Here is a 22080-nt window from a genome sequence, read left to right as displayed (position 1 = left end):
TTCTTCCACGGAACCATAGACGAAGTCCGCATCTACAATCTGGCCCAGACCGCCGACCAGATCAAGAACGACCTCAACACCCCCATCACAAACACCGCCACTCTGCAGCAGGTATTGCCGCTAACTACTCAGGGCGTCCAGACTGCGGGAACCAAATTTCCGTACGGCCGCTTTAAGCAGGTGGACTGCCAGGGGACCCGGCCACAGAGATATCCAACATGGCGATGGATCAAAAATTCATTCAATGTCTGCTATACGGGCAGAATTGGAGAAGAGCTGATTGTAAATAATGTACCTACGGGCCAGAAGTGGTCTGCTCGCATCAGCATAGTTGTGCACACGTACGTTGGACACGATAAAGGAAACACTGCAGCGCGAGGTGAGTCGAATACCGATAGCCGTCAGATCAAGGTCTGGATCAGAGTCGATTCCTTCAATCCAGGCCTTTTCGGCTCGGACGCATCCTCTCGCCCGGTATCGGTACACGTAAATAACTCCAACACCTGCATCTCGGACAAGCCAAACGGAATCGAAGACTCCATCTATCAGTGGACTGTAGGCGGCGACCGAGTAATAACGCTGACATCGCCAAAAACGAACTTTTCGGCTCCAGACTATTTCGGTTACTGCGGAATCCAGCCATCAGTCTTCTACCCCAAAACCACTGACCCGGAGAAGAGGATAGGCCGTCTAGACACCGAACGAGTGGAGTTTCGCTGCGATAGTTCACCAGACATCAAGTACTACTCCGGTGGATGCGTCGTTTGGAGTTCCCGGCCGACTTGGTCGCTCAACGGTAATGAACAGGAGTCGGAACAGACTGCAGCACACATCTGGACGGCTCTCTATGATTCACAGAACACCGATCCCAAGTTTCCTGGCCAAACCAAGAAGATCCCAGGCGTACTAAATCCTGCGGATCGAGGTTGCCAAAGCCGGACGGGATGCCTTACGAGAAGCATGAGTAACCGAAGAGTTAAGGATAGTGTCGCAAACCTTAACTATCGTGCAGCCGTCAGAGAATGCAAGAAGCTCAGCAAAGCTGGCTTCACTAAGCCTTCCTGCGATGAGTATCCATTTGCCTCAACGCATGAGGGATCCGCTTTTGCGGGTATCAATTTCTCCGTCGCAATTGTGGAGAAGGGGGACAACTGCAGCGGCGGGTCGAAGCTCAAGAACTGGTATCTGTATAATAGGATTCTCGAGAAAGATCCCTTCTGGGTGCACGTAACCAAGAAGGGGCAGAAACCCCCGGACGATATCACACTTCCTGACGAAACCGACCCCGCCACTGAGTGCGATATGTAAGACATGCCTCTGTGCCGTCCGCCGATCGGCTTGAGTTCGGCGGACGGCGCTTCAGAATACAAACGTCACGCAAAACAGAAAGAGTACGAAACGATGGCCGACGCGGAGTATCTTGCGTGGTTCAACGAGAAGTTCGACTATGCCGACACCCTCATCTGGTGTCCCGCGGCATCGCCAGACGACGTACTGGCAGCGTATGAGCTGGAGGCAAACCAGGCGCAGTTGGCTACAATCGACGAACTCGTCGACTTCCGCTTGGTGGTCGGACGCCTCGGTTCCGGAAGTTTCGTTATTCAGCCAAACGGATGCCCTGGCGACAGTACTTTGCTGGCTCTCGCTCAGCATGGCCCATGCCTGAGTGTTCAGTGGAGCGACACTGCACCACCGGGAATCGCCTACCTCTCAGACAGACGGCTTGTCGCGTCATTCGACCCATTCGAACCGGAGCTTGATCCTAAGCCAGATATCGACCATGTCGAAAGCTGGATTTCAGCTACTCCTGCTGGCAGCAAAATTTGGGAGGAAGACTGGGCCCTAGCGGTCCTCATAACTGCCGAGGCGCTCTCTAGTGAAGTCATTGACGAGGAATGGGTTCACGCGTCGCATTTCGGCGTTCTTGCATCGAGCTAAGATCAAGGCGAAGCTGTGCCAAGTCCTAAAGAGCTGCTTTCGTGATGGTCAGGGCAAGCGCACACCTGGCGGGACGACTATTAGCCAGGCTTGATGGCTGGGGTTACGGGGTCAAAAGTCCAGGCCCGTCTTGACGCGGAAGCCGGTGACGAGGGCGGGGCGGTAGTGTATCCGTTTGAGCAGCTCGACGGCCTCGGGCGGCGGTCCGGTTCTTCACCAAGGCAAGCAGCTGATCGACGGCGCGCATGGCACGGTTGGCCAGGCTCTTCTTCAAGTGGAGGTGTGGCTGTCGAGGTTGTCCCAGGCCACCACGATCTGGCCACCGCGCTGCTGGTGGGCGGCATCGAACAGCGCTCCGTAGTCGGCCTCGGCGTTCGCCCTTGCGCCTGCTGTCTCACCCTGCCGCGATTCCGCTGTCCGGCCGCACCCTTGCCCGACCGGCCGACCCGATCCGCGCTCACCGCGTCCGATGGCGCTCCCGCTGGCGACCTCTCGGCCCCCCGGGCACCAAGCCCTCCTGGTGCTGGCCCATCTGCGCAACGGTGACACCTACTCCCGGCCGGCGGGTTCGTCATCGGCACCCCACTGCAGGCGCTACGTGCGCGAGGCGATCGACCTGGTTGCCGCCCTGGTCGACGACGTGCACACCGCCGCTCGGGAAGGCCTCCCGCCTGGCCTATGTCGTCCTCGACGGCACGCTCGTCCCGATCGACAGGCTGGCCGACGATGCGTCGTACTACTCCGCAAACACCGCCACAAGGCACTTGATTGTGGACCCACGATGGACCAACACCCGGAATCGCATGCCTCTTAGAGGCATACGCGCAGGTCAGAGCGCCCTTGGATAAAGAATGTGCAGCCCTCTCCGGAGCCGGGCGCGCAGGTTCGAATCCTGCAGGGGGCACTCACGATCTACATCGGCATTTGCACCTGGACCTGCGGCAACGCAGGTCCTTCGCGTTTCCGGGTGTGCCACCGGATGCCACCCGAAGCAACGGTGTGCCCATGATCACGTACCACCCACGTACCGGTCTCCAAGGTTTCCGCGGCCGTCGATCGCCATCGGCTCACCCGGCTCATCAACCCAGCAGCAGCCCGAACCATGGGAACAACGGAGAAGGCTGCTCACCATGTCAACGCCCGGAGCGGCGGTGGCGAGGGCGTGGACGTTGGTGGGGTGTCGTCCGGGGGTAGAGGGGTGCGGGGTCGGGTGCGTACGGTGGGCGCATGGTCGAGGTGCGGCCCGCTGTGCGGCGCTGGGTGATCGACGCTGCCGTGGTGGTCGTGGTGCTGGCGGCGGCGGAGATCGCCATCGCCACCGGCAGGGAGGCGCACTCCGTTTCCCGCGACTGGTTGGCGTACGTGCTCGGGGTCGCGATGGCCGCGCCGTTGCTGCTGCGGCGGTGGAGTCCCGCTGCGGCGCTGTACGGCGTCTCGGCGGCGCTGCTGCTGTTCTACGCGCTGGGTTATCCGGGCTTCCCGCCGTCGGTGGTGCTGGCTGTGCCGCTGTACGACGCCGTGCTGGCGGGCCACCTGTGGCGGGCGCTGCCGGTGCCTGTCGCGTTTCTGTCCATGGGATACGTCGTGGCGGTGCGGGACGGCATGCCGCCGCTCGACGCGGTCGCGGTGTTCCTGCCGTCGATGGCGTTGGCGGTGGTCGCGATGCTGCTGGGCGCGCTCGTGCGCAGCCGGCGCGCGTACGCGGCGGAGGTGCGCGGGCGGCTTCGTCTGGCGGAGGAGCAGCGCCGGCGCGACGCCGAGCGCCGGGTGGCCGAGGAGCGGCTGCGCATCGCCAGGGAGTTGCATGACACGGTGGCGCACGCGATCGCCACCATCACGGTGCAGTCCGGCGCCGCGCTGCACCTGATCGACCAGGATCCGGAGCGGGTGCGGGACGCGCTGAGGGCCATCCGGCTGACCGGCAAGGCGGCGTTGGGTGAGATGCGCACGACGCTGGGCGTGTTGCGGGCCGACGGGGAGCCCGCCGTGGTGACCGGTGGCGATGTCGGCCTCGACCGGTTGCCGGATCTTCTGGCCGCCGTGCGGGCCGCGGGTCTGGAGGTGCGATTCGACGGCGACACGGCGGGCCGGCGGCTGGCAGGACCGGTCGATCGGGCGGCGTACCGGATCTTGCAGGAGTCGCTGACCAACGTGCTGCGCCATGCCGGGTCGGCGGCGCGCGCCCGGGTCTGTCTGGCGTGGGAGCCGGAGTGGATCGCGATCGAGGTGACCGACGACGGTGTGGGCCCCGAGGCGGAGACGTCGGGGGGCGGGCATGGTCTGGCGGGGATGCGGGAGCGCGCTGAAGGGCTGGGCGGGCGGTTCGAGGCGGGGCCGCTGCGCGGGCGCGGCTTCCGGGTGTCGGCACGGCTGCCGCTGGAGGCGGCGTGATCCGGGTGTCGGCACGGCTGCCGCTGGAGGCGGCGTGATCAGGGTGTGGGCACGGCTGCTGTTGGAGGCGGCGTGATCAGGGTGGTGCTGGCCGATGACCAGGCGCTGGTGCGGGCCGGCTTCCGTTCGCTGCTGGACAGCGCCGCCGACATCGAGGTGGTGGGCGAGGCGGCCAACGGTGGGCAGGCGATCGCGTTGGTGCGCGAGCTGCGGCCTGACGTCGTGCTGATGGACATCCGGATGCCGGAAGTGGACGGCGTGACCGCGACCCGGAGGATCACGGACGATCCGGGGCTGGGCGGCGTACGCGTGGTCGTGCTCACCACGTTCGCGGAGGAGGCGAATGTCTTCGCCGCGCTCCGTTCCGGCGCGAGCGGTTTCCTGGTGAAGGACATCGAGCCTGATGAGCTGCTGCACGCGGTGCGGATCGTGGCGCGCGGCGACGCGCTGCTGTCGCCCAGCGTGACGCGGGCGGTGATCGCCCGGTCTCTCGGCGCTGTCCAGGAGTCCAGGCCACGGCCGGAGCCGCCGGAGCTGGCCCTGCTGACCGGCCGGGAGCGCGAGGTGGTCAGGCTGGTGGCGGCCGGGCTGTCCAACGACGAGATCGCGGCGCACTTGGTGGTCAGCCCGTTGACCGCCAAGACGCATGTGTCACGAGCCATGATCAAGGTGGGCGCGAGGGACCGGGCCCAGCTCGTGGTGTTCGCTTACCGGACGGGGCTGGTCACGCCCGGTTGATACTCCCGCTGGAGTACGCCGGCGCAGTAGGCGGGGCTGGAAGGTGTCTGCGCACGGCGGACGCGCCGCCCGCTCGCGGTCGCGACCATTGCGGGCATGTCTGATGCCGCACTGTGCACCACCGGGGCGTTCCCCGGCCCGACGCGGAGCGCTGAGCCCACCGCCGTGAGGAGAGGGCCGCTGCTGATCACCGCGCTGTGGGCGGCCGCGGGAGGCGCTGCGATCTGTCTGGCTCCGCTCGCCGCGGTGTGGCGCATGTCCTGGCCGTACGGGCTGCTGTTCCTCGCACTCGGAGCGACGCAACTGGGCACCGGCGCCGCTGCGCTGGCGCGGCCGGCGCCGCGCCGGTTGCTGCTCGCCGCGACGGCCGCGCTGGTCGTGGTCACCTTCTGGGCGCTGACCCGGCTTGCCGGGGTCCTTCCCGGGCCGGATCCGTGGATGCCGGGAAACTCCGTGATCGGGTTCACCGACTACGTCTGCGCCGCGCTGGAGGGCATCGCGGCGGCCGGTCTCGCCGGGGCGGCGGTGCTCCGGCGGCGCCCCCGGCGGCGCGCGCGGAGGGCGATGGCCGCCGTCGCGATCGCGCCGCTGACGCTGGTCGTCCTGCTGGGCAGCTTCCTGGGAGTCGCCGCGGCCGGCGACGGACTGGCCGGCGCCGGGCTTCCCGCCGACGCGGCGAAGCCCTCGAACCTGCCCGCCGGGCGGCGCAGCACGGTGGAGTACTGCCGCCCCGACGGGGTGCCCCTGGCCATGGACCTCTACATGCCCTCCACGGCGGCGCGGACCGGCCGGCCGATGCCGGTGGCGCTGTACGTCCACGGTGGCGGGACCATCCTCGGCGACCGCAAGACCACCGGGCTCGGCGCGGCACTCGCCAATCACGAGGGCGCCCTGTTCACCCCGCTACGACACCGGTTGAACGCCCGCGGATTCGTGGTCGCCTCGATCGACTACCGGATGCCGCCCGGAGCTCCATGGCCCGCGTCGATCCAGGACGCCAAATGCGCCGTCCGTTTCCTGCGCGCCCATGCCGTCGCCCTGGGCATCGACGCCGGCAGGATCGGAGCCTGGGGCAGTAGCGGCGGAGGGCAGCTCGCGTCCCTGCTCGGACTCGCGGGGCCGGGAGCGGGGTTCGACGCCGGTCAGTACCTCGACGAGTCCAGCGCCGTCCAGGCCGTGGTGGACATGTTCGGCCCCGCCGACCTGAACGACTTCGACGACGCCCCGCCGTTCATCCGCTTGTGCCTGGCGATCGGCGTCGGCGACTCCGCCGGGACCCGCCGCGCCATGAGCCCCGACACGTACGTCAGCGCCGGCGCCCCGCCGTTCCTCGTGCTCCACGGCGACCGCGACGAGGACGTCTTCCCCCGCCACTCCTTCGGCCTCGTCGCGCGCCTGCGCGCAGCCGGCGTGCCCGCCACCCTGATCGAGGTCCACGGCACCGGGCACACGCTCGACACCCCCGGTCAGACACCGTCCCCCCGGCAACTCACCGACACGGTGACCGCCTTCTTCGTCAACGCACTGGGCTGAGCGGCCCGAGCCCGACCACATCGATCACGCGCATCCACCTGGGAGACCCCATCATGACGCTGCCTCACACGGCCGGACTCTCGGCCGGTCAGCCATCGGAAACCGCCCGCGACCTGAAGATCGGCGGTGTGTGCGCCGTCCTCGGCGCCGTCGTCTTCACCACGGCCCGTCTCCTGCACGGCGACACTCCCGCCGCCGACCCCCGTGCCGCACTGGACTTCGTCGCGTCACGACCGACCTACGCCGCGGTGCACCTGATCGCCGTGTTCGCCGCGTTGATCGCGATGGCCGGACTGATCTCGCTGATCAGGTCGCTCGCCCACCCCACGGCCCGGCTGCTGGGCCGGGCGGGGCTCGCGAGCCACGCCGTCGGACTCGCCGTGTTCAGCGTCGACAGCACCAGCGAGGGCCTGGCCCTGCCCGAGCTGGCCGAGGCGGCCGCGCACGCCGCTCCCGGCGAGCGGGCCGAACTGGTGCGTGCCGCGCACGCGGTGGCGATGACGACGCACGGCCCCTCCCTGGCCGCGATGGCGCTGCTGTACGGCGTGCCACTGCTGCTTCTCGGAGTCGCGACGGCCCTGGACGGCTACCCTGCCTGGCTCGGCTGGGCCGGGACCGTCGTCGGCGCCGCGACCCTGCTCGCCGCGACGGGCCTGTTCCTGTCGCCGCCCCTGTTCCCCGGCGCGCTGTTGTACGGCGTCCTCGGCTCCATGATCGTGCAGCTGTGGTTGGTCGCCGTGGGCGTGACGATGCTGCGCCGCGCGGCGGCCTCCGCCCGCGCCACCGCCGAACCCGACCCCGTCCAGCGCCGCCGCTCCTCCTGACGTCGACACAGCGATCGGTCGCTCACACCCCCTCCACCTACAGAAAGCGGCTGCCTGCGGTACGGCAATACGCGAGCGGGAAGCCGGTGGACCTGCAACCGACTCCTGCACGGCCGAGCACAATTGACTGCCGGAAATTCGCCGATGATCGCGCCCAGCATGGACTCCATGATCGATCGGCCGCCTTGCTGCTAGCGTGGCCGGATGAAGTTCAGTGAGCGAGTGGAGGGCGTGCTGCGGGCGGCCGGTTGGGAACAAAAGCGATCCGTCGATGTGCCGGAATGGCGGTCGCGCTTCGGGGAGGGCGATCCCATCTCAGGCAGTCATCCAGAAAGGCCGGACGCTTACACCGGTTGAATGACGGACCCTCGCCTGACGATCAGTGACTTCACGAGAGTGGATGATCGGCCGTGAATCCCGGCGCAGGAGACAGTGCCATCGACCGGGTCGACGCACTGATAGACGGCTACATCTCGCCGGAGCGTGCCCAGGAGATCTCGAAAAGATATCCAGCCGTCTCGAATGTCGTGGTGGGATGGATAAGAGAATCAGCGGCGCAGCGCAACTGGCGTCGTGTCGAAAGGTTCGCGAATCTCGCCGCCGCACTCAAGGTGGCCGGCCTCGGCGGCGTCGTCGTCGAACTCGTGGACTCAGATGTCGAGGGGCTCAACTACGAGGACCTCATAGACATTCTCGGGGAGATCAGGGAGGAGGCCGCGGCGAACAGCATGTTCCGGCTCGCGGAACGCTCACGCGAGCACGACGCGCCGGCGTTCTGGCTCTGCCAGAAAGTGATTCTCTCGCTCAGTGAACTGGACACGGACGAGGCGAGGGACAGATTGCGGATGATGACCACGGCAGCCTGGCCGTCAGCAGTTCGATGGCACGCCGCCGTTGCTCTCGGCATGGAGGAGCAGCTCGGCTTCGACGAGGATCACATGCTTGGACACTCGTAGAACCGTCCGAACAGGCTGAGCCGTTGGGACGGCGGTGGTCCACTCCTCGAGATCCCCCGGGTCCGGCCAAGGCCCCGGGGGATCTCGAGTTCTGACGCGGTGCGGCGGCGGTCAGCCCGCCGGCCCGCGCGGTCGTCGGTGAAGGGCACGGGGTCAGTGGCCGACGCTCTGGTAGTGGGCGAGTTGGCGGCGCCAGACGAGGTAGGCCAGTGAGATCAGGGCCACGCCCAGCAGCGGCGCGGCCGGCGCCCAGGGGCTGTCGAGCTTGCCCAGCACGACGCTCGAAGGCACGTACGCCACGAAGGCGACCGGCAGCACGAAGGTGAGCAGCCACTCCACCGTGCCGCCGAAGATCTTCATCGGGTACGAGCCGAACTTGCTGAAGACGTCGTCGATGAAGACCCGCAAGGCGAAGGTGTCGACCATGCGCAGCGACAGCGAGCAGAGCGCGAGGAAGAAGGCCGCCTCGATGAGGGCGCCCCCGACGATCGCGGCGGCGCAGAAGGCGACCAGCCAGACGTCCCACTGGACCTGCGCGTTCCGGCCGGCGACGGCGAGCAGCGCCACGCCCGCCAGCAGGTCGCCGAACTGGGCGATGCCCATCCTGTTGCCCATGAGCTGGACGAGGGGGTTCAGCGGACGCAGCAGGAACCGGTCGAACTCGCCGTTGCGTACGATCCACTGGACGTCGTTCACGCTCATCAGGGGGATCATCGCCAGGGCGTGAGCCGTCAGGCGCAGGCCGTACAGGAAGGCGATCTCCGCCAGCCCCCAGCCCGCGAGCGAGGGGAAGGTGTGCATCACCACCCAGACGAAGGCGAACCCGGTGCCCTGCCAGATGGCGCCGCTGATGACGCCGATGACGGTGTTCAGGCGGTACTGCATGGCGCCGCGGGCGGAGGCGCGCTGGAGCAGGAAGTACAGGCGCAGGGAGCGCAGGATCTCAGCCACCCTGGATCACGACCCTCCGACAGGCCCGCGACCACGTCAGCGCGAGCAGGCACCACAGCCCCGCGATCCAGGCGAGCTCGACCGTCACAGGCCCCGAGACATCGGAGATGTGCCCGACGTAGACCGCCGCGGGCACGTAGCCCGTGTACTGGAAGGGCAGGATCTCGGCCAGCGCGCCCAGGAACCCGGGGAAGAAGGCGAGCGGCACCATCGTCCCGGCGAAGAACTGGCTGACGAGCCGGTAGAGCAGGTGGATCGCCCCGGTCTCCATCAGCCAGAAGCCGATCAGGCTGATCAGCAGCGCCAGCTGCACGGCGATCACGTACCCGAGCACCAGGGTGATCACATAGCCGGGGCCGTTGACCGGCACGGTGATCGAGCCGACCAGCAGCACCACCGGGACGACCGGTGCGAGCAGCAGCAGCCCGCCCAGGGTGTTCCCGACCTGGAAGGCGGCCATCTGCCTCAGGTAGCCGACCGGCCTGGCCAGGTCGAAGAAGACCGTGCCGGTGCGGATGCGATGGTGGATGGTGCGGGAGACAAGGGTCTGGGTGGCGAACGACTGGAGGTTGGCCAGGGTGAGGTAGGCCAGCAGCGCGTCCAGCGTGAGGCCGGCCGCGGCGGGGCGCGAACCGTACACCGAGGTCCAGATCATGCGCAGCAGGAACACCTGGGCGACCAGCGACACGCAGGTCATGATGATGTCGCCGCGGTAGGCCAGGGCGAGGCGGAAGCCGATGCGCGTCACCGGGTGTAGATCCCTTTGATCACGCTCTCCAGGTCGGGTTCCTCGATCGACAGGTCCCGGATGGGGTGTTCGGCGGCGATCGAGGCGATCATGCCCGGCAGGTCGCCGTGGATGTCGAAGACGTAGCGCCCGTCGGCGTCGCGGCGCACCCCGCGCACGTCCTCGGGCTGGGACTCCAGCGTGACCACCAGCCGCCGGGGCTTGTCCACCAGGGCGTCGATCGCTCCGTCGAAGATGACCTTGCCACGGTCGATGAGGATGATCCGCTTGCAGAGGGCTTCGACGTCGGCCAGGTCGTGCGTCGTCAGGATGACGGTGGTGCGGCCGGCGCGGTTGGTCTCGACGATGAACTCGCGCACGGCCTCCTTGGCCAGCACGTCCAGCCCGACCGTGGGCTCGTCGAGGTAGAGGAGCGGTGGTTCGTACAGCACGGCGGCGGCCAGGTCGCCGCGCATTCGCTGCCCGAGGCTGAGCTGGCGTACCGGTGTGTCGAGGAAGTCGTCGAGCCCGAGCAGGTCACGCAGTTTCCTCAGGGACGTCTCGAAGCGCGCGGCGGGAACGTCGTAGAGGGAGCCGACCAGTCGTAACGACTCGATCAGCGGCAGGTCCCACCACAGTTGGCTGCGCTGACCGAAGACCACGCCGACATTGCGCGCGTTGGCGGAGCGGTCGCTCCAGGGAACCAGGCCGTTGACCTCCACGGTGCCGCTCGTCGGCGTGAGAATTCCGGTGAGGATTTTGATGGTGGTGGACTTTCCGGCGCCGTTCGGCCCGAGATAACCGATGACCTCGCCCTCACCGATCTCGAAACTCAGGTCGTCGACGGCGGTCCTCTCCTCGTACTGGCGCGTGACCAGCGTGCGTAACGCGCCGAAAGGGCCGGAGAAGGTCCGCGGCCGGCGGAACACTTTGGTCAACCCCTCGACCCGGATCATGCAGAAAGTCTTTCTGCGCGACATTCAGGGTGCAAGTTCTTTTCATGACGGATTCAGCCCGCCACGGCGTCGCGCCCGCCGATCGCGTTCAGCGCCGCGCGGCATCGGGCGAGCAGGTCCTCGTCGTCGGTGACCTGCGCCGTGCTGTACCCGTCCTCGCCGGCGTTGTGGCGGCGCACCCTGCCCAGTTCGGCGGTCAGCAGCCGGTACGAGTCCGCCGCGGCCGGGCCGAGCTCGGCCCAGAGCGACGCGACCTTGCGCCGGGCGTGGACGTTCGTCGTCCACACCCGTTCCAGCACCGGCAGCACGGCATCGGGGTCGCCGGTGATCCGCCACAGCGCGTGGGCGGCCGACAGCGACAGCCAGCCGTACCGGTCCTTGCGGCGCGCCAGGCGGCGCAGCCGCGCGATCTGGGGCCCGGTGGCCTGCCCCAGCCAGGCCAGTACGTCGGCGGCCTCGCGCCAGGCGTACTCGCTGTCGTCGTCGAGACACCGGCCGGCGACCGTGAGCGCCGCGTCGGCGTCCCTGGCGAGCTGCCACAGCGCTCGCGCGGCCGGCACCGCCAGCCGGCGGTCCTGCGCGGCGGCGACCCGGCGGAGGACGGGCAGGCAGTCCCCCGCGCCTGACCCGATCGCCGCGAGCGCCACCGGCACGGGCGGGGTCATGGGTCCGCCGAGCAGGTCAGGCAGGGCCGGGGCGGCGGCCGGGCCGATGGCGGCGAGCACGTGGATCACGCCGTCGCGGCGCTGGTCGCCGGCGGGCAGGCCGGGCAGGCGGCGGAGCAGCAGCGGCAGCAGCGGCGCGGCCCGCGGCCCGAACCGGATCACGCACGAGGCGGCGTCGTACGGCATCGGCTCACGGTCGAGCGCCCAGGCCAGCATCGGCAGCGCGCGTGCGTCGCCCGTGCCGCTGAGCGCCCGCAGCGCGGGAGAGACGGTCGGCGGTTCGTGAGACCGCTCGATCACCCACGGCAGGTGCCCGCCGTCCGCCTCGGTGTGCGGCAGAGCGCGCCCCGTCGTCGCCTCCAGTGCCGACGCCAGGGCGTCCGCGGCGGGAGCGGCCAGATCGCCCAGGTGCTCCAGGACGCCGGCGGCCCGCGAGCGCGTGAGCGGATGCCCGTCGCGGACCCGCTCGCCGACCAGGCCGATCAGGTCGCCGTGGTCGCCGCGCCAGCCGTCGACCAGGGCGCCCGCGGGCGTCAAGGCGTCCAGGCGACGCTCCGGGTCAGGCGATCGCAGCAGGCCCGTCAGCAGGCGTGTCCGCTCGTTCACCCGATCGCCGAAGGACGCGCTCAGGCCGCGCACGAGCGCGGCGGTTCCCGGCGAGCGCCGCCCTGCTTCGTCCTGTTCGCGTAACCGGCGGACGGCGCCGACGAGGGTGCCGGTCTCGAAACCAGCGGGCACGGCGAGGGTGCCGGTCTCGAAACCAGCGGGCACGGCGAGGGTGCCGGTCTCGAAACCAGCGGGCACGGCGAGGGTGTCCGTCTCACAACCGGCAGGCGCGGTGGCGGCCGTGGCCGGCTCGTAGGCGGCCGCCAGCATCTCCAGCGCGTCGTCGACGTCCGCCACCGGCGGCACGTCCGGCGCGCCGGGCAGCGAGGTCAGCTCGGTCAGCGCCACCAGCCGAAGTCGCGGGTCGGACTCCGTCGTGACGAGCCGCGCCAGCCAGTCGCGCGGCGCGGGGTCGTCGGCGTCCTCGCGCCGGGCCAGCGTGCCGACCGTACGCACGATCGCGCCGCGCGCGGCCTCGTCGTCCTCGCCCGCCAGGCGGCCGGTCAGGCATGCGAGCGCCGCGCGCCTCTGGCGCGCGCAGGCGGGCAGCACGCCGGCCACCGCCTCACGCACGCGCGGGTCCGCGTCCTCCAGCAGCCGTTCCCACAGCGGGTACGCGGCCGCGACCGCCTCGTTGGCCTTCCGGTACTGCCCGGACAGCGCCGTGGGATCCTCGGCGGAACCGATGCCGGCCAGCAGGCGCACGACCTCGGGACGGCCGGGCAGGTCCGGGCGCTCGGCGACGCGCAGCAGGTACGGGATCGCCGCGACGGTGCACGGATAGACGTCGCCCTGATGGTGCACGGCGGCGTACATGCCGTCGAGCGCGCTCTCGCGGACGGCGGGGTCGGGGTCGATCAAGCCGCGCAGCAGACCCGGGACGTCGGCGGCGGACCCGTAGGCGTGGCGCATGCGGGCCCAGCGGATCTCGTCCAGACCGGCGAACAGGTCCGCGTCGACTGCCATGAGCCGACATCTTGTCAGACGAACGCACCCGGGAGGGTCCGCGCCGGACGGGGCTTGGTCTTGGTGAATGACAACCGGTCAGGTTCGCCGTCTGGACGATTCGGTTGGTGGGGTGTATGCCTGAGTGGCAGAGCAGCGGCGCCACCGCCCTCTTGGCGAGCCGGTCCGCCGTTCTGTGTCATCGGGGGGCCCAGTGAAGGCGTAGTCCACAGACCGAGGTGCCCGCTGTGTTCACCGAGATCCTGGAAATAGTCAAGAGCGTCCGAGATTTCCTGGGTCAGCTCGTGAAGGGCATCAAGGAGAGCCCGAAATGGGTGCGCACCTCGCTCGTGCTCGTTCTCGCGCTTTCTCTCTTCGGGGGCGGCATCTTCTGGGGATTCAAGCTCGCCCACACCCCGGAGCGCGTCGGCGGGGTGGACGTGTCCGCGTTCTGCACCTTCTACAAGTACGGAACGCTGGAGCAGGAGACCTGCTCTTCCCCGCTGGACCTGAAGGACGCCTGCGAGTGGCAGTACCAGAGAAGCGGTCTCACCTACGAGTTCAGCTCTCCCAGCGCGTACAGCGCCACCTGCTACGCCCCCGGCCGCCAGCCGCTCGGCGGGATCAGTGACCTGCAGGGTTACTGCGGGTGGAAGTATCATTCCGCCTCCGCCGTCACCGCGAAGCTCGTGGGGAACGCCTGGACGTGCCGGGTGAAGATCGACATGCAGCTCGCCTGCCAGCTGGCGCACCAGCTCCCTGATGTGGAGGCCCGCAAGGAGGACGGCGAGTGGTCCTGCTACGCGTGACCTGACCCACGGCAAGAGGCCGTCCGGTTTCCCGCCGCCGCGTCCGCCCAGCGGGGTGGGCGCGGCGGCGGGTCTGTGTGCCGCGGCGTCGGGACGGGCACGATGCAGCTGTCAGAAGCGGGACGGAAGTTGCGAATGCGGTCGGAAAGTGATGAAGGATGCTGGATGGGCTGGGGATCAGCGAGCAGGAGGAGGCCGTCTACGTCGAGCTGCTGCGGCGCCGGCAGGTGACGGTCTCCGACGCGGCCGACGCGCTGGGCATGCCGGCGCCGGTCGCGGCGCTCGCCCTGGACCGGCTGGTCGCGCTCGGCCTGGCCACCCGGGACGACGGCGGAGCGCACACGGTCGTGCCGCCCGAGGTCGGGCTCGGCACGCTGATCGCGCACCGGCAGGCCACGTTGCAGCAGGTCCAGGGCAGGCTGGCGGAGCTGGTGGAGGTCTACAGGACGGGCGCCGCCGCCACCGCGGGCGAGATCGAGGCGCTCACCACGCCCGAGCAGCTCGCCACCTGGCTCGACAACATGGAGCGCGGCGCCAGGCAGGAGGTGCTGGCCTTCTTCAAGCCGCCGTACGTCCTGGACGTCAACCTGGACGACTCCACCAACGCGCGGGCCACCTACCGCTACGTGTACGAACGGGCCGCGCTCGACGGCCCGCGGGCGCCCGCCGAGATCGCCAGGTTCCTCAAGAGCGGGTACGAGATCAGGATCGCCGCCGAGCTGCCGAGCAAAATGATCATCGTGGACCGGGAGGCGGTGCTGCTGCCGGCGCTGCCCGACCAGGTGAGCGTCCATCCCGGGTTCCTCCTGGTACGGGGCAAGTCGCTGGTCCACCTGCTGGTGGCGCTGTTCGAGCGGGTCTGGCAGGCGGCGACCCCGCTGCGGCTCACCGCCACGAGCGTCACCGAGGGGGTCCCCGCCTGGGACGACGTGGACGTGACGCTGCTGACGTACCTGCTGTCCGGCATGCCGGACAAGACGGTGGCCAGCCGGCTCGGCACCAGCGAGCGCACGGTGCAGCGCAGGATCCGCCGGCTGATGAAGCTGGCCGGCACCGACAGCCGGATGCAGCTCGCCTGGTACGCCGCCCAGTCCGGCATGATCCCGCTGTGACGGAGCGCCGAGGGGGCGCCCCCGCCCGCCGCGCGGACGGAGACGCCCCTCGAACCCGCTGGGCCCGCCGGGTTACGGCCGCAGCTGGTAGGCGCGGGTCACGGTCTGCAGGACGGTGTTGCCGCCCGCGTCGGTGGCCTGCACCCGCAGGGAGACGAACCCGCCGGCCCGCGCCGACGCCGGGTTCTCGACGGCGCCGGTGAAGGCCGCGTCGCCGGCGGCGGTGAGCGGCACCGGCTGCCAGGTGGCGCCGTCGTCGTACGAGGCCCACAGCTTCGCCTCGGTGACGCGCGGCCCGGCCATGCCCTTCGGATAGCGCAGTCCGAGCCCGACGCGGAGCGCGGAGCCCACCGGGGCGCTGTTGGCCTGGTCGACGTCGAGGTCGTAGTCGACCGACAGGACCGGCAGCGGGGAGGTCCCCCCGGCTTGCTCGGAGTGGAACGTCCAGTCGGTGTTCACCTTGGTGGAGGTGGTCCACCAGGGCTGGTCGCGCCGCACGTCCATCACCACGCGGTACTCGGCGCGCTCCGGCACCACGGGGAAGGCGACGGCCGCCGAGGGCGCGGTGCCGAGCAGCTCGCCGTTCCTGTACACCGTGGCCTGTTCCTTGTCGGTGAACGCCCGGTTGGAATACCACTGGTGGGGCGCGGTGTCCGACAGCCCGGTGGCGTACACCACCCCGAGCCCGTCATGCCGGGCGGCCGACCCGTCCATCTCGGGGGCGAGCGCCGTGCGGACGACCGCCTTGTTCCACTCGCGGGTCACCCGCTCACCGGGCTTGAGCACCGCCGGCAAGGTCTGCTGCGTGGCCTGGCCGGCCTCCCAGACCGTGCCGACCTGCACGGCCTCCCAGGTCCGCACGCCGGCTGTGACGTACTCGGTGAGCGTCCTCGGCATGACGTTCCGGTCGGACATCATGAACGCCATGGTCTGCATCGGCGAGGTCATCAGCCGGAAGTACCCGCCCTCGGTGCGGGGAGCCGCCGCGTGGAACGCCATCTCGACGGTGGCGAGCTCGTCGGCCCGCACCCGGTACCGCTGGTCGGCGGGGACGCCGCCCTGGTGGTACTTGAGCAGTTCGTACGAGTACGGGCTCACCGCCGTGCCGTGGAACAGGACCTTGACCGGGCCGCGGCCGGCCAGCGCCGCCAGCCTGGCCCCCTGCTCGCCCGTCATGGTCATCGCCGGGATCGCGGTCTCCTCGGTGCTCCAGTTGTCGGCGCCCCAGTTCCCGGGGGTGTCGTTGTAGATGACGACGGCGTCCGCTCCGGCCTGCGCCGCGTTGCCGATCTGCTGCGAGGGCGTCAGGTCGGCGCTGCGCTTCACCAGGGCCAGCCGGCCCCGGACGGTCGTGCCCGCGTAGTCCTCGGCCCGGCCGGTGCCGGCGTCCACCACGCGCAGCACCTTGGTGCCGTCGATGCGGGCCGAGCCCGCCCTGCCCCGCACGTACACCGGCTCGATCGGCCCGCCGCCGGGGCCGGCGATCCGCGCCTCCAGTTCCGGCGCGCGCAGCGACCAGCCGACGCGCGACTCGAAGTGGCCGCTCGTCACCTGCGACGGGATGGAGTACACCTGGGTCTCGCCGCTCGCCCACTGCTCGATGCCGAAGCTGTTGGCGCCCGTCGAGTCCTGCATGGCCACACCGACGCGGGTCCTGATCGGCCGGCTCGGCTTCGGGGTCCTCACGGTGACCGGGCCGGCCTTGCTGCCGTCGAACGTGATCGTCCGGTCGGAGTCGATCATCGTGCCGGGCGCCGCGCCGTAGGTGTGCTCCCAGAGGCGGTTCCAGTCGGAGCTGTAGTGGAAGATCTGGGCCAGGAACGCGTGCTCGCCGCGGGGCAGCCGGGCCACCACGGTGCCGTCCTCGCCGGGGACGTACACCTCGGGCAGCGTCAGCTTCTGCAGGTCGACGTCCCAGACGGCGGTGACTCCGGTCGACGGCTTGCCGTCGCGGTCGAGCACCTTGAAGGTGACGTCGAAGCGCTCCACGTCCTTGACGAAGCCGACCGCCGTCGTCACCACCGTCTGGCCGTCGCCCGAGGCGGCGGTGACGTGCGCGCCGTGGCTCCCGGTGGCGGCGACGGCCGGGTCGAGGGTGACGGGCACGGCGGCGGTGCCGTGCGCGGGAACGGTCACGGTCTCGGCCCCGAGGGCCAGCATTCCGCCCGGCAGGTCCTCGCCCGCGCCCTTGACGGCCAGCGTGAGCGTGACCGGCTGGTCGCCGTCGTTGGCGTACTCGATCTCCTTGCGGACCGGGTGCCCGGCGGAGTCCCAGTCCATCAGGCCGAAGTCGAGCACGCCCGGCCCGGCGACCGGCTGCCGGACGGCGCGCGCCACGTCGACGCGTCCGGCGCCCTGGGCGTGCACCGGCGTGCCGGCCGTGGTCCTGGCCGTGCTGACGAGCTGGCTCTTCAGCCGCGCCGCGGTCCAGTCGGGGTGCTCCTGGGCGAGGATCGCGGCGGCGCCGGCCACGTGCGGCGTGGCCATGGAGGTGCCGCTCGCGGTGGTGTACCGCTCGTCCACCGGGGTGCCCATCCCGGTGCCCGCCTCGCGCGCGGCGACGATCTTGAAGCCGGGGGCGGTGATCTCCGGCTTGAGCGCGCCGTCGCCGCCGCGCGGGCCGCGGCTGGAGAAGTCGGTGACGGCGTCGGCGGAGTCCACGGCGCCGACGGTCAGCGCGGCGGAGGCGGCGCCGGGCGAGCCCACGGTGGTGGCCGCCGGCCCGCTGTTGCCCGCGGCGATGGTGAACAGCACGCCCGTCTCGGCGGTCAGCTCGTTGACCGCGGTGGACAGCGGATCGGTGCCGTCGCCGCCCTCCTGCCCGCCGATGCTCATCGAGACGACCCTCGCGCCCGAGTGGGCGGCCCAGTCCATCCCCTCGAGGATCCAGGACTCCATGCCGACGCCCTTGTCCGAGAGCACCTTGCCCACGAGGAGCCGGGCCCCGGGCGCCACGCCCTTGTACTTCCCGCCGGAGGCCGCGCCCGAGCCGGCGATCGTCGAGGCGACGTGGGTGCCGTGGCCGTGGCCGTCCGCCACCGTCTCCTGGGGGACGAAGCTCTGGCTCTGCACGATCCTGTCGGCCAGGTCGGGATGCTTCAGGTCCACGCCGGTGTCCAGCACGGCGACCTTGACGCCGGTGCCGTCGTACCCGGCGGCCCACGCCTCGGGCGCGCCGATCTGCGGCACGCTCCTGTCGAGCAGCGCCCGCGCCCTGCCGTCCAGCCAGAGCCGCTGGACGCCGCCCGACAGCCGGGCCTTGGAGGTTCCGGCCTTGGCGCTGTCGTCGTCCACGGCCTCCCAGAACGCGTCGCCCCGCTTCTTGTCCGCGGCGACGGCCGCTCCCCGGACACCGGGCAGGGCCCGCGTGACCCGGCCCCCTTCCGGCGCGATCGGCGTGGCGGCGCGCGCCGCGGCCTTGCCCGAGTAGCGGACGATGGTCGGGATCGAGTCGCTGTGCGCGTCGTCGTAGCCCTGGGCGATGAGCTGCGTGACGTTGAACAGCCGCCTGTCCACCTGGCCGGAGCCGACGAGCGCCGCGGCCTCCCTGGGCATGACGTACACGTCGGCGCCGACCGTGAAGGTCTGCAGGTCGGCGGCCGGTCGCCGGTAGGGGGTCACGTCGACCGAGACCGTCCTGCCCGCCTGGGTAGTGACGGCGACCTGGTCACCGGTGATCAGTGTGACCCGGGCGACGGTGGCCGGCGCGTCCGGCACGGCCTCGGTGACGGGTCCCGTGGCGGGAGCCGGTGACTCGCCGTACGCGGGGCCGGTGGCGGCCACGGCCAGCGTGGCGGCGAGGGCGATGCTGAGCAGCGCCGCACTACGTCTGATGGGCATGGGCGGTGGCTCTCCTTCTGCCGGCAGGGGGGTTCGGTGCCGGCAGAGCAAAGCTTCGCCAAGGAGAGCAACCGGACGCTACGACCGCGCCTGGCGGACAGTGGACATGTCAGGTCGCCGCCACCCTCGCCCGCCGTGCGGCTCCGTCGGCTCAGAAGTACGGGAGCCCGTAGCGGCGCTCCCGTACGAGGTCGTGGATCGCGCGCAGCCACGGCTCGCGGACCTCGGGGAGCCGCGCCAGCATGTGGAGGAAGACATCCACGTCGGGCCGGAACGGCCCGGTCGGCAGCAGCGGCGGCGGATCGTCGCGGCGGACCTCCTCCGGCATCCCCGCCGCCGCCGGGACGAGCCGCCGGTCGTCGGTGAAGGCCATGGACGCCCACACGCCAGCGGCCAGCGGCACCGCCGCCATACCCGACGGCCACACCTCACCGGTCTGGGGGTGCCGCGGCACCAGGGCGATGTCCCCGGCCACGGCGGGCAGGCCGGGCCCGGCCAGGACGAGCCTCAGCTCCGGCGGCCCCGGCGGGAGCAGCGCGTCGACGACGCCGCGGAACGCCTCGGCGACGGGTCCGTCGGGCACGGCCACCCGCCTGCCGCCCGACGCCGCCAGCAGGTGGGCCAGCGCCACGCCGACCGCCGCCGTCCACTGGGGGCTCCACCAGCCGAGCGGCTCCAGGGGAGGCGTCCGCCGGTGCTCCTCCCGCAGGCCGTCCCACTCGTCGGCCCGGCAGGCGGGACCCTCGACGGCGACCGGACGTACGGCCCGCGGGTCCAGCCACACCACTCCCCAGAGGGAGCAGTCGTCGACGCGGGTGGCCACCGGGCTCCGGCACTCCGCGCACGCCAGGTTGGGTCCGTCGCGGCCGTCGAGGCCGCAGCAGTAGCCGTCGCACCGGTCGCGGATGACGACGGTCCCGCGCACGTCGCCCGGCGCGAGGGCGATCTGGCCGGTGGGGCCGTAGGACAGGGAGTAGACGGGGGCGTACACGCCGCGGGCCTCCGCCTCCTCGGCGCCGACCTCGTCCCATCGCGGCCACGGCGGCCCGGACGGTTCGGGGTTCACCGCGTACGTCCCGGGCTCCAGGAGCACGGGCAGCAGGTCATGGCCGTGGCTCTGGTGGGCGTGGTCGGGAAGCGCGACCCGCGTCACCCGTGCGGTCAGCGGGACGCCGCACCCCGCGCAGACGAAAACGACCAACCGTCCTCCCGCGCCTCGACTACTGGATCATGGTGCCATCCCGCGGCGGGGCGGGGTCAGGAGACGGTGAAGCCGGCGGTCGCGGCGTGGCAGAAGTCGCGGAAGCGGGCCAGCCAGGAGGACGTCGCGGAGTAGTTGCGGCCGAGGTCGTCGCGGTGGAGTTCGAAGGTGTCGGGTTCGGTGGTGACGGATCCGTCGAGGAGCACGCGGCCGGTGTCCGGGACGCCGGCCAGGTAGGCGTCCAGGAAGGCGGCGATGCGCCGGGCCTGCTCGCCGGTGACGTCCGTCTCGATGTTGTGGCCGAGCAGCGCGGCCGTGTCGGGGTCGAGGAGGCCGTGGCGTTCCAGCAGTTCGAGGGTCGGCCGCCAGTTCCAGGCGTTGACGCGCAGCGAGTCGCCGGCGGGGGTGTCGAGCGTCCAGGACATCGCCCCAACCCTATCGGCGCCCTCCGGTCTCGGTCAGGCTCCGGCGCGGAGGTGCTCCTTGGCCGCCGCGAGGATCTCGTCCGACAGGTCGTCGCCGGCGCAGGCGCGGGCGAGCAGCAGGGCGCCGACCATCGTGGAGAGCTCGGCGAGGACGCGCCGCCCGCCGCCTTCCGCCGGGGAGCCGCCCTCCTCGCGGGGGTCGAGGTCGGCCAGCTTGCCGGCCATCTGGCGCAGGCCCTCGACGTAGGCGTGGCGCAGCGGCCCGTCGGGCTCGGCGCGGGCGACGTCGCCGGCGAGGGCCGCGATGGCGCAGCCCAGCCCCGGATCGTCGCGGTGGACGGTGGACAGGTAGTGCCCGAGGACGGCGTTCCAGGCGGACCGTCCCTCGGCGGACGCGGACGCGGCGACGGCGTCAAGGTCGGCCAGCCGTCCGGCGAGGGCGGCCGAGCACGCCTGGGCCACCAGGTCGTCCTTGGACGAGAAGCGCCGGTAGAACCCGCCGTGGGTCAGCCCGACGGCCGCCATGACCTCGGGGACGCTGACCCGGTCGGCCCCCTTCTCCCGCACGAGCTTGGACGCGGCCTCGATCACCTGCTGGTGGTGCAGCTCGGCCTGCGCCCTCGATGTACGCGGCATCGCTCCCGCCTCCTGCCTGGTCGTCCGGGGGCGTTGCGACCCCCTTTAGATGATGGTAGTAATCTATAACGAAATTTAGATGATGAGCATCATCTAAAGCGGAAGGAGAACGTCCATGACCGCCATCCAAGGCTCCGTCGCGCTCGTGACCGGCGGGCAGCGCGGCATCGGCAAGGCCCTCGTCGAGGAGCTGCTGCGGCGCGGCGCCGCCAAGGTGTACGCCACCGCCAGGCGGCCCGCCCCCAGCGCGGACCCCCGCGTCGAGGCGGTCGCGCTCGACGTCACCGACCCCGCGTCCGTCGAGGCGCTGGCCGCGCGGGCCGGCGACGTCACCCTCGTCGTCAACAACGCCGGCGTCCTGTACCCGTCGGGCCTGCTGACGGGCGACCTGGCCGACATCGTGGCGACCTTCGAGACCAACGTCTTCGGCGCGTTGCGCGTCGCCCGCGCGTTCGCCCCGATCCTGGCGGCCAACGGCGGCGGCGCGCTCGTGGACATGCACTCGCTGCTGTCGTGGGGCGCGGGAGCCGGGGCGTACGGCGCGTCCAAGGCGGCGCTGTGGTCGGTGACGAACTCGCTGCGCGTCGAACTCGCCCCCCAGGGGACGCAGGTCGTCGGCGTGCACCTCGGCTTCGCCGACACGGAGATGGTCGCCGCGATCCCCACCGGCAAGATCGCGCCCGCGCTCGTCGCCGCGGCCGTGGCGGACGGCGTCGAGAAGGGCGACAGCGAGGTGCTCGTGGACGAGGCGAGCAGGCGCATGAAGGCGGCCCTGGCCGGGCCCGTCGAGGGTCTCACCGTGGCCGTCGGCCGCTGACCCGGACAGA

At 70.6% G+C, this 22080-nt stretch carries 19 protein-coding genes and 1 pseudogene; 12 read left to right on the top strand and 8 right to left on the bottom strand.

Annotated elements, in window-relative coordinates:
- The 9 genes and pseudogenes from BMX74_RS43615 to BMX74_RS43605 form a co-directional block, all read left to right on the top strand.
- Window positions 1-1308 (top strand): NucA/NucB deoxyribonuclease domain-containing protein (locus BMX74_RS43615; protein ID WP_218154245.1); only part of this gene is annotated, 1308 nt, incomplete at its 5' end.
- A gap of 93 nt (window positions 1309-1401) precedes the next feature.
- Window positions 1402-1938, top strand: coding sequence for a hypothetical protein (locus BMX74_RS43610; RefSeq protein WP_143078953.1), 537 nt, complete (start codon window positions 1402-1404; stop codon window positions 1936-1938).
- A 386-nt stretch (window positions 1939-2324) separates the two neighbouring features.
- A pseudogene (locus tag BMX74_RS46210) lies at window positions 2325-2681 on the top strand (IS5/IS1182 family transposase); the annotation flags it as partial.
- A gap of 484 nt (window positions 2682-3165) precedes the next feature.
- Window positions 3166-4329 carry a sensor histidine kinase gene (locus BMX74_RS41290; RefSeq protein WP_091105879.1) on the top strand — a complete coding sequence of 388 codons (1164 nt, stop codon included), beginning with the start codon at window positions 3166-3168 and terminating at the stop codon, window positions 4327-4329.
- Between the two features lie 72 nt (window positions 4330-4401).
- Window positions 4402-5067: a response regulator gene (locus tag BMX74_RS41285; RefSeq protein ID WP_055506792.1), complete on the top strand. Its 666-nt coding sequence runs from the start codon at window positions 4402-4404 to the stop codon at window positions 5065-5067.
- A 96-nt stretch (window positions 5068-5163) separates the two neighbouring features.
- Window positions 5164-6600 carry an alpha/beta hydrolase gene (locus BMX74_RS41280; RefSeq protein WP_143078952.1) on the top strand — a complete coding sequence of 479 codons (1437 nt, stop codon included), beginning with the start codon at window positions 5164-5166 and terminating at the stop codon, window positions 6598-6600.
- A gap of 53 nt (window positions 6601-6653) precedes the next feature.
- Entirely contained in the window at window positions 6654-7424 is a 771-nt protein-coding gene (locus BMX74_RS41275) for a DUF4386 family protein (RefSeq protein ID WP_091105876.1), read from the top strand.
- Window positions 7425-7628: 204 nt separating this feature from the next.
- Window positions 7629-7781 carry a hypothetical protein gene (locus BMX74_RS44685; RefSeq protein WP_177227714.1) on the top strand — a complete coding sequence of 51 codons (153 nt, stop codon included), beginning with the start codon at window positions 7629-7631 and terminating at the stop codon, window positions 7779-7781.
- Between the two features lie 53 nt (window positions 7782-7834).
- The gene (locus tag BMX74_RS43605) at window positions 7835-8380 is read left to right on the top strand and encodes a HEAT repeat domain-containing protein (protein ID WP_143078951.1); all 546 of its coding nucleotides are present in this window, start codon (window positions 7835-7837) and stop codon (window positions 8378-8380) included.
- A gap of 153 nt (window positions 8381-8533) precedes the next feature.
- On the opposite strand, the gene BMX74_RS41265 is transcribed toward BMX74_RS43605, so the two are convergent.
- From BMX74_RS41265 to BMX74_RS41250, 4 genes are read right to left on the bottom strand one after another with little or no spacing between them, the layout of a single operon-like run.
- On the bottom strand, window positions 8534-9331 hold the full coding sequence (locus BMX74_RS41265) for an ABC transporter permease (protein WP_055506788.1): 798 nt from the start codon (window positions 9329-9331) through the stop codon (window positions 8534-8536).
- Complete coding sequence (locus BMX74_RS41260; RefSeq protein WP_091105873.1) at window positions 9324-10079, bottom strand: ABC transporter permease; 756 nt, start codon at window positions 10077-10079, stop codon at window positions 9324-9326. Before BMX74_RS41260 ends, BMX74_RS41265 begins: the two co-directional genes overlap by 8 nt.
- Entirely contained in the window at window positions 10076-11014 is a 939-nt protein-coding gene (locus tag BMX74_RS41255) for an ABC transporter ATP-binding protein (protein ID WP_055506786.1), read from the bottom strand. The genes BMX74_RS41260 and BMX74_RS41255 overlap by 4 nt, the downstream gene beginning before the upstream one ends.
- 53 nt (window positions 11015-11067) lie before the next feature.
- Window positions 11068-13251: a hypothetical protein gene (locus BMX74_RS41250; RefSeq protein WP_091105871.1), complete on the bottom strand. Its 2184-nt coding sequence runs from the start codon at window positions 13249-13251 to the stop codon at window positions 11068-11070.
- Window positions 13252-13478: 227 nt separating this feature from the next.
- Between BMX74_RS41250 and BMX74_RS41245 the strand changes: the two genes are divergently transcribed.
- Both BMX74_RS41245 and BMX74_RS41240 read left to right on the top strand, forming a co-directional pair.
- The gene (locus BMX74_RS41245) at window positions 13479-14039 is read left to right on the top strand and encodes a hypothetical protein (RefSeq protein WP_091105869.1); all 561 of its coding nucleotides are present in this window, start codon (window positions 13479-13481) and stop codon (window positions 14037-14039) included.
- 158 nt (window positions 14040-14197) lie between these two features.
- Window positions 14198-15151, top strand: coding sequence for a helix-turn-helix domain-containing protein (locus tag BMX74_RS41240; RefSeq protein WP_091105868.1), 954 nt, complete (start codon window positions 14198-14200; stop codon window positions 15149-15151).
- 72 nt (window positions 15152-15223) lie between these two features.
- Here the strand turns inward: BMX74_RS41240 and BMX74_RS41235 are convergent, their stop codons facing one another.
- The 4 genes from BMX74_RS41235 to BMX74_RS41220 all read right to left on the bottom strand — a co-directional run bounded on the left by BMX74_RS41235 (window position 15224) and on the right by BMX74_RS41220 (window position 21253).
- Window positions 15224-18991 (bottom strand): S8 family serine peptidase, encoded by a 3768-nt coding sequence (locus BMX74_RS41235; protein ID WP_091105866.1) that lies wholly within the window; start codon window positions 18989-18991, stop codon window positions 15224-15226.
- A gap of 151 nt (window positions 18992-19142) precedes the next feature.
- Window positions 19143-20192 (bottom strand): hypothetical protein, encoded by a 1050-nt coding sequence (locus BMX74_RS41230; protein WP_091105864.1) that lies wholly within the window; start codon window positions 20190-20192, stop codon window positions 19143-19145.
- 56 nt (window positions 20193-20248) lie between these two features.
- A complete protein-coding gene (locus BMX74_RS41225; protein ID WP_091105862.1) occupies window positions 20249-20617 on the bottom strand; it encodes a hypothetical protein in 369 nt (122 codons plus the stop codon).
- A 33-nt stretch (window positions 20618-20650) separates the two neighbouring features.
- Entirely contained in the window at window positions 20651-21253 is a 603-nt protein-coding gene (locus tag BMX74_RS41220) for a TetR/AcrR family transcriptional regulator (protein ID WP_091105860.1), read from the bottom strand.
- Between the two features lie 115 nt (window positions 21254-21368).
- Between BMX74_RS41220 and BMX74_RS41215 the strand changes: the two genes are divergently transcribed.
- Window positions 21369-22070: an SDR family oxidoreductase gene (locus BMX74_RS41215; protein ID WP_055506778.1), complete on the top strand. Its 702-nt coding sequence runs from the start codon at window positions 21369-21371 to the stop codon at window positions 22068-22070.
- The last annotated feature ends 10 nt before the right edge of the window (window positions 22071-22080 follow it).

The organism is Nonomuraea pusilla, assembly GCF_900109355.1.
GTDB classification, from domain to species: domain Bacteria; phylum Actinomycetota; class Actinomycetes; order Streptosporangiales; family Streptosporangiaceae; genus Nonomuraea; species Nonomuraea pusilla.
This window is presented reverse-complemented; position numbering and strand designations above follow the sequence as displayed.

What these genes read in the sequence shown, in the direction of transcription:
- BMX74_RS43610 (WP_143078953.1), top strand. Translation starts at nt 1,402, where the DNA reads ATGGCCGACGCGGAGTATCTTGCGTGGTTCAACGAGAAGTTCGACTAT.
- BMX74_RS41290 (WP_091105879.1), top strand. Translation starts at nt 3,166, where the DNA reads ATGGTCGAGGTGCGGCCCGCTGTGCGGCGCTGGGTGATCGACGCTGCC.
- BMX74_RS41280 (WP_143078952.1), top strand. Translation starts at nt 5,164, where the DNA reads ATGTCTGATGCCGCACTGTGCACCACCGGGGCGTTCCCCGGCCCGACG.
- BMX74_RS41275 (WP_091105876.1), top strand. Translation starts at nt 6,654, where the DNA reads ATGACGCTGCCTCACACGGCCGGACTCTCGGCCGGTCAGCCATCGGAA.
- BMX74_RS44685 (WP_177227714.1), top strand. Translation starts at nt 7,629, where the DNA reads ATGAAGTTCAGTGAGCGAGTGGAGGGCGTGCTGCGGGCGGCCGGTTGG.
- BMX74_RS41255 (WP_055506786.1), bottom strand. Translation starts at nt 11,014, where the DNA reads ATGATCCGGGTCGAGGGGTTGACCAAAGTGTTCCGCCGGCCGCGGACC.
- BMX74_RS41250 (WP_091105871.1), bottom strand. Translation starts at nt 13,251, where the DNA reads ATGGCAGTCGACGCGGACCTGTTCGCCGGTCTGGACGAGATCCGCTGG.
- BMX74_RS41240 (WP_091105868.1), top strand. Translation starts at nt 14,198, where the DNA reads ATGCTGGATGGGCTGGGGATCAGCGAGCAGGAGGAGGCCGTCTACGTC.
- BMX74_RS41235 (WP_091105866.1), bottom strand. Translation starts at nt 18,991, where the DNA reads ATGCCCATCAGACGTAGTGCGGCGCTGCTCAGCATCGCCCTCGCCGCC.
- BMX74_RS41225 (WP_091105862.1), bottom strand. Translation starts at nt 20,617, where the DNA reads ATGTCCTGGACGCTCGACACCCCCGCCGGCGACTCGCTGCGCGTCAAC.
- BMX74_RS41220 (WP_091105860.1), bottom strand. Translation starts at nt 21,253, where the DNA reads ATGCCGCGTACATCGAGGGCGCAGGCCGAGCTGCACCACCAGCAGGTG.
- BMX74_RS41215 (WP_055506778.1), top strand. Translation starts at nt 21,369, where the DNA reads ATGACCGCCATCCAAGGCTCCGTCGCGCTCGTGACCGGCGGGCAGCGC.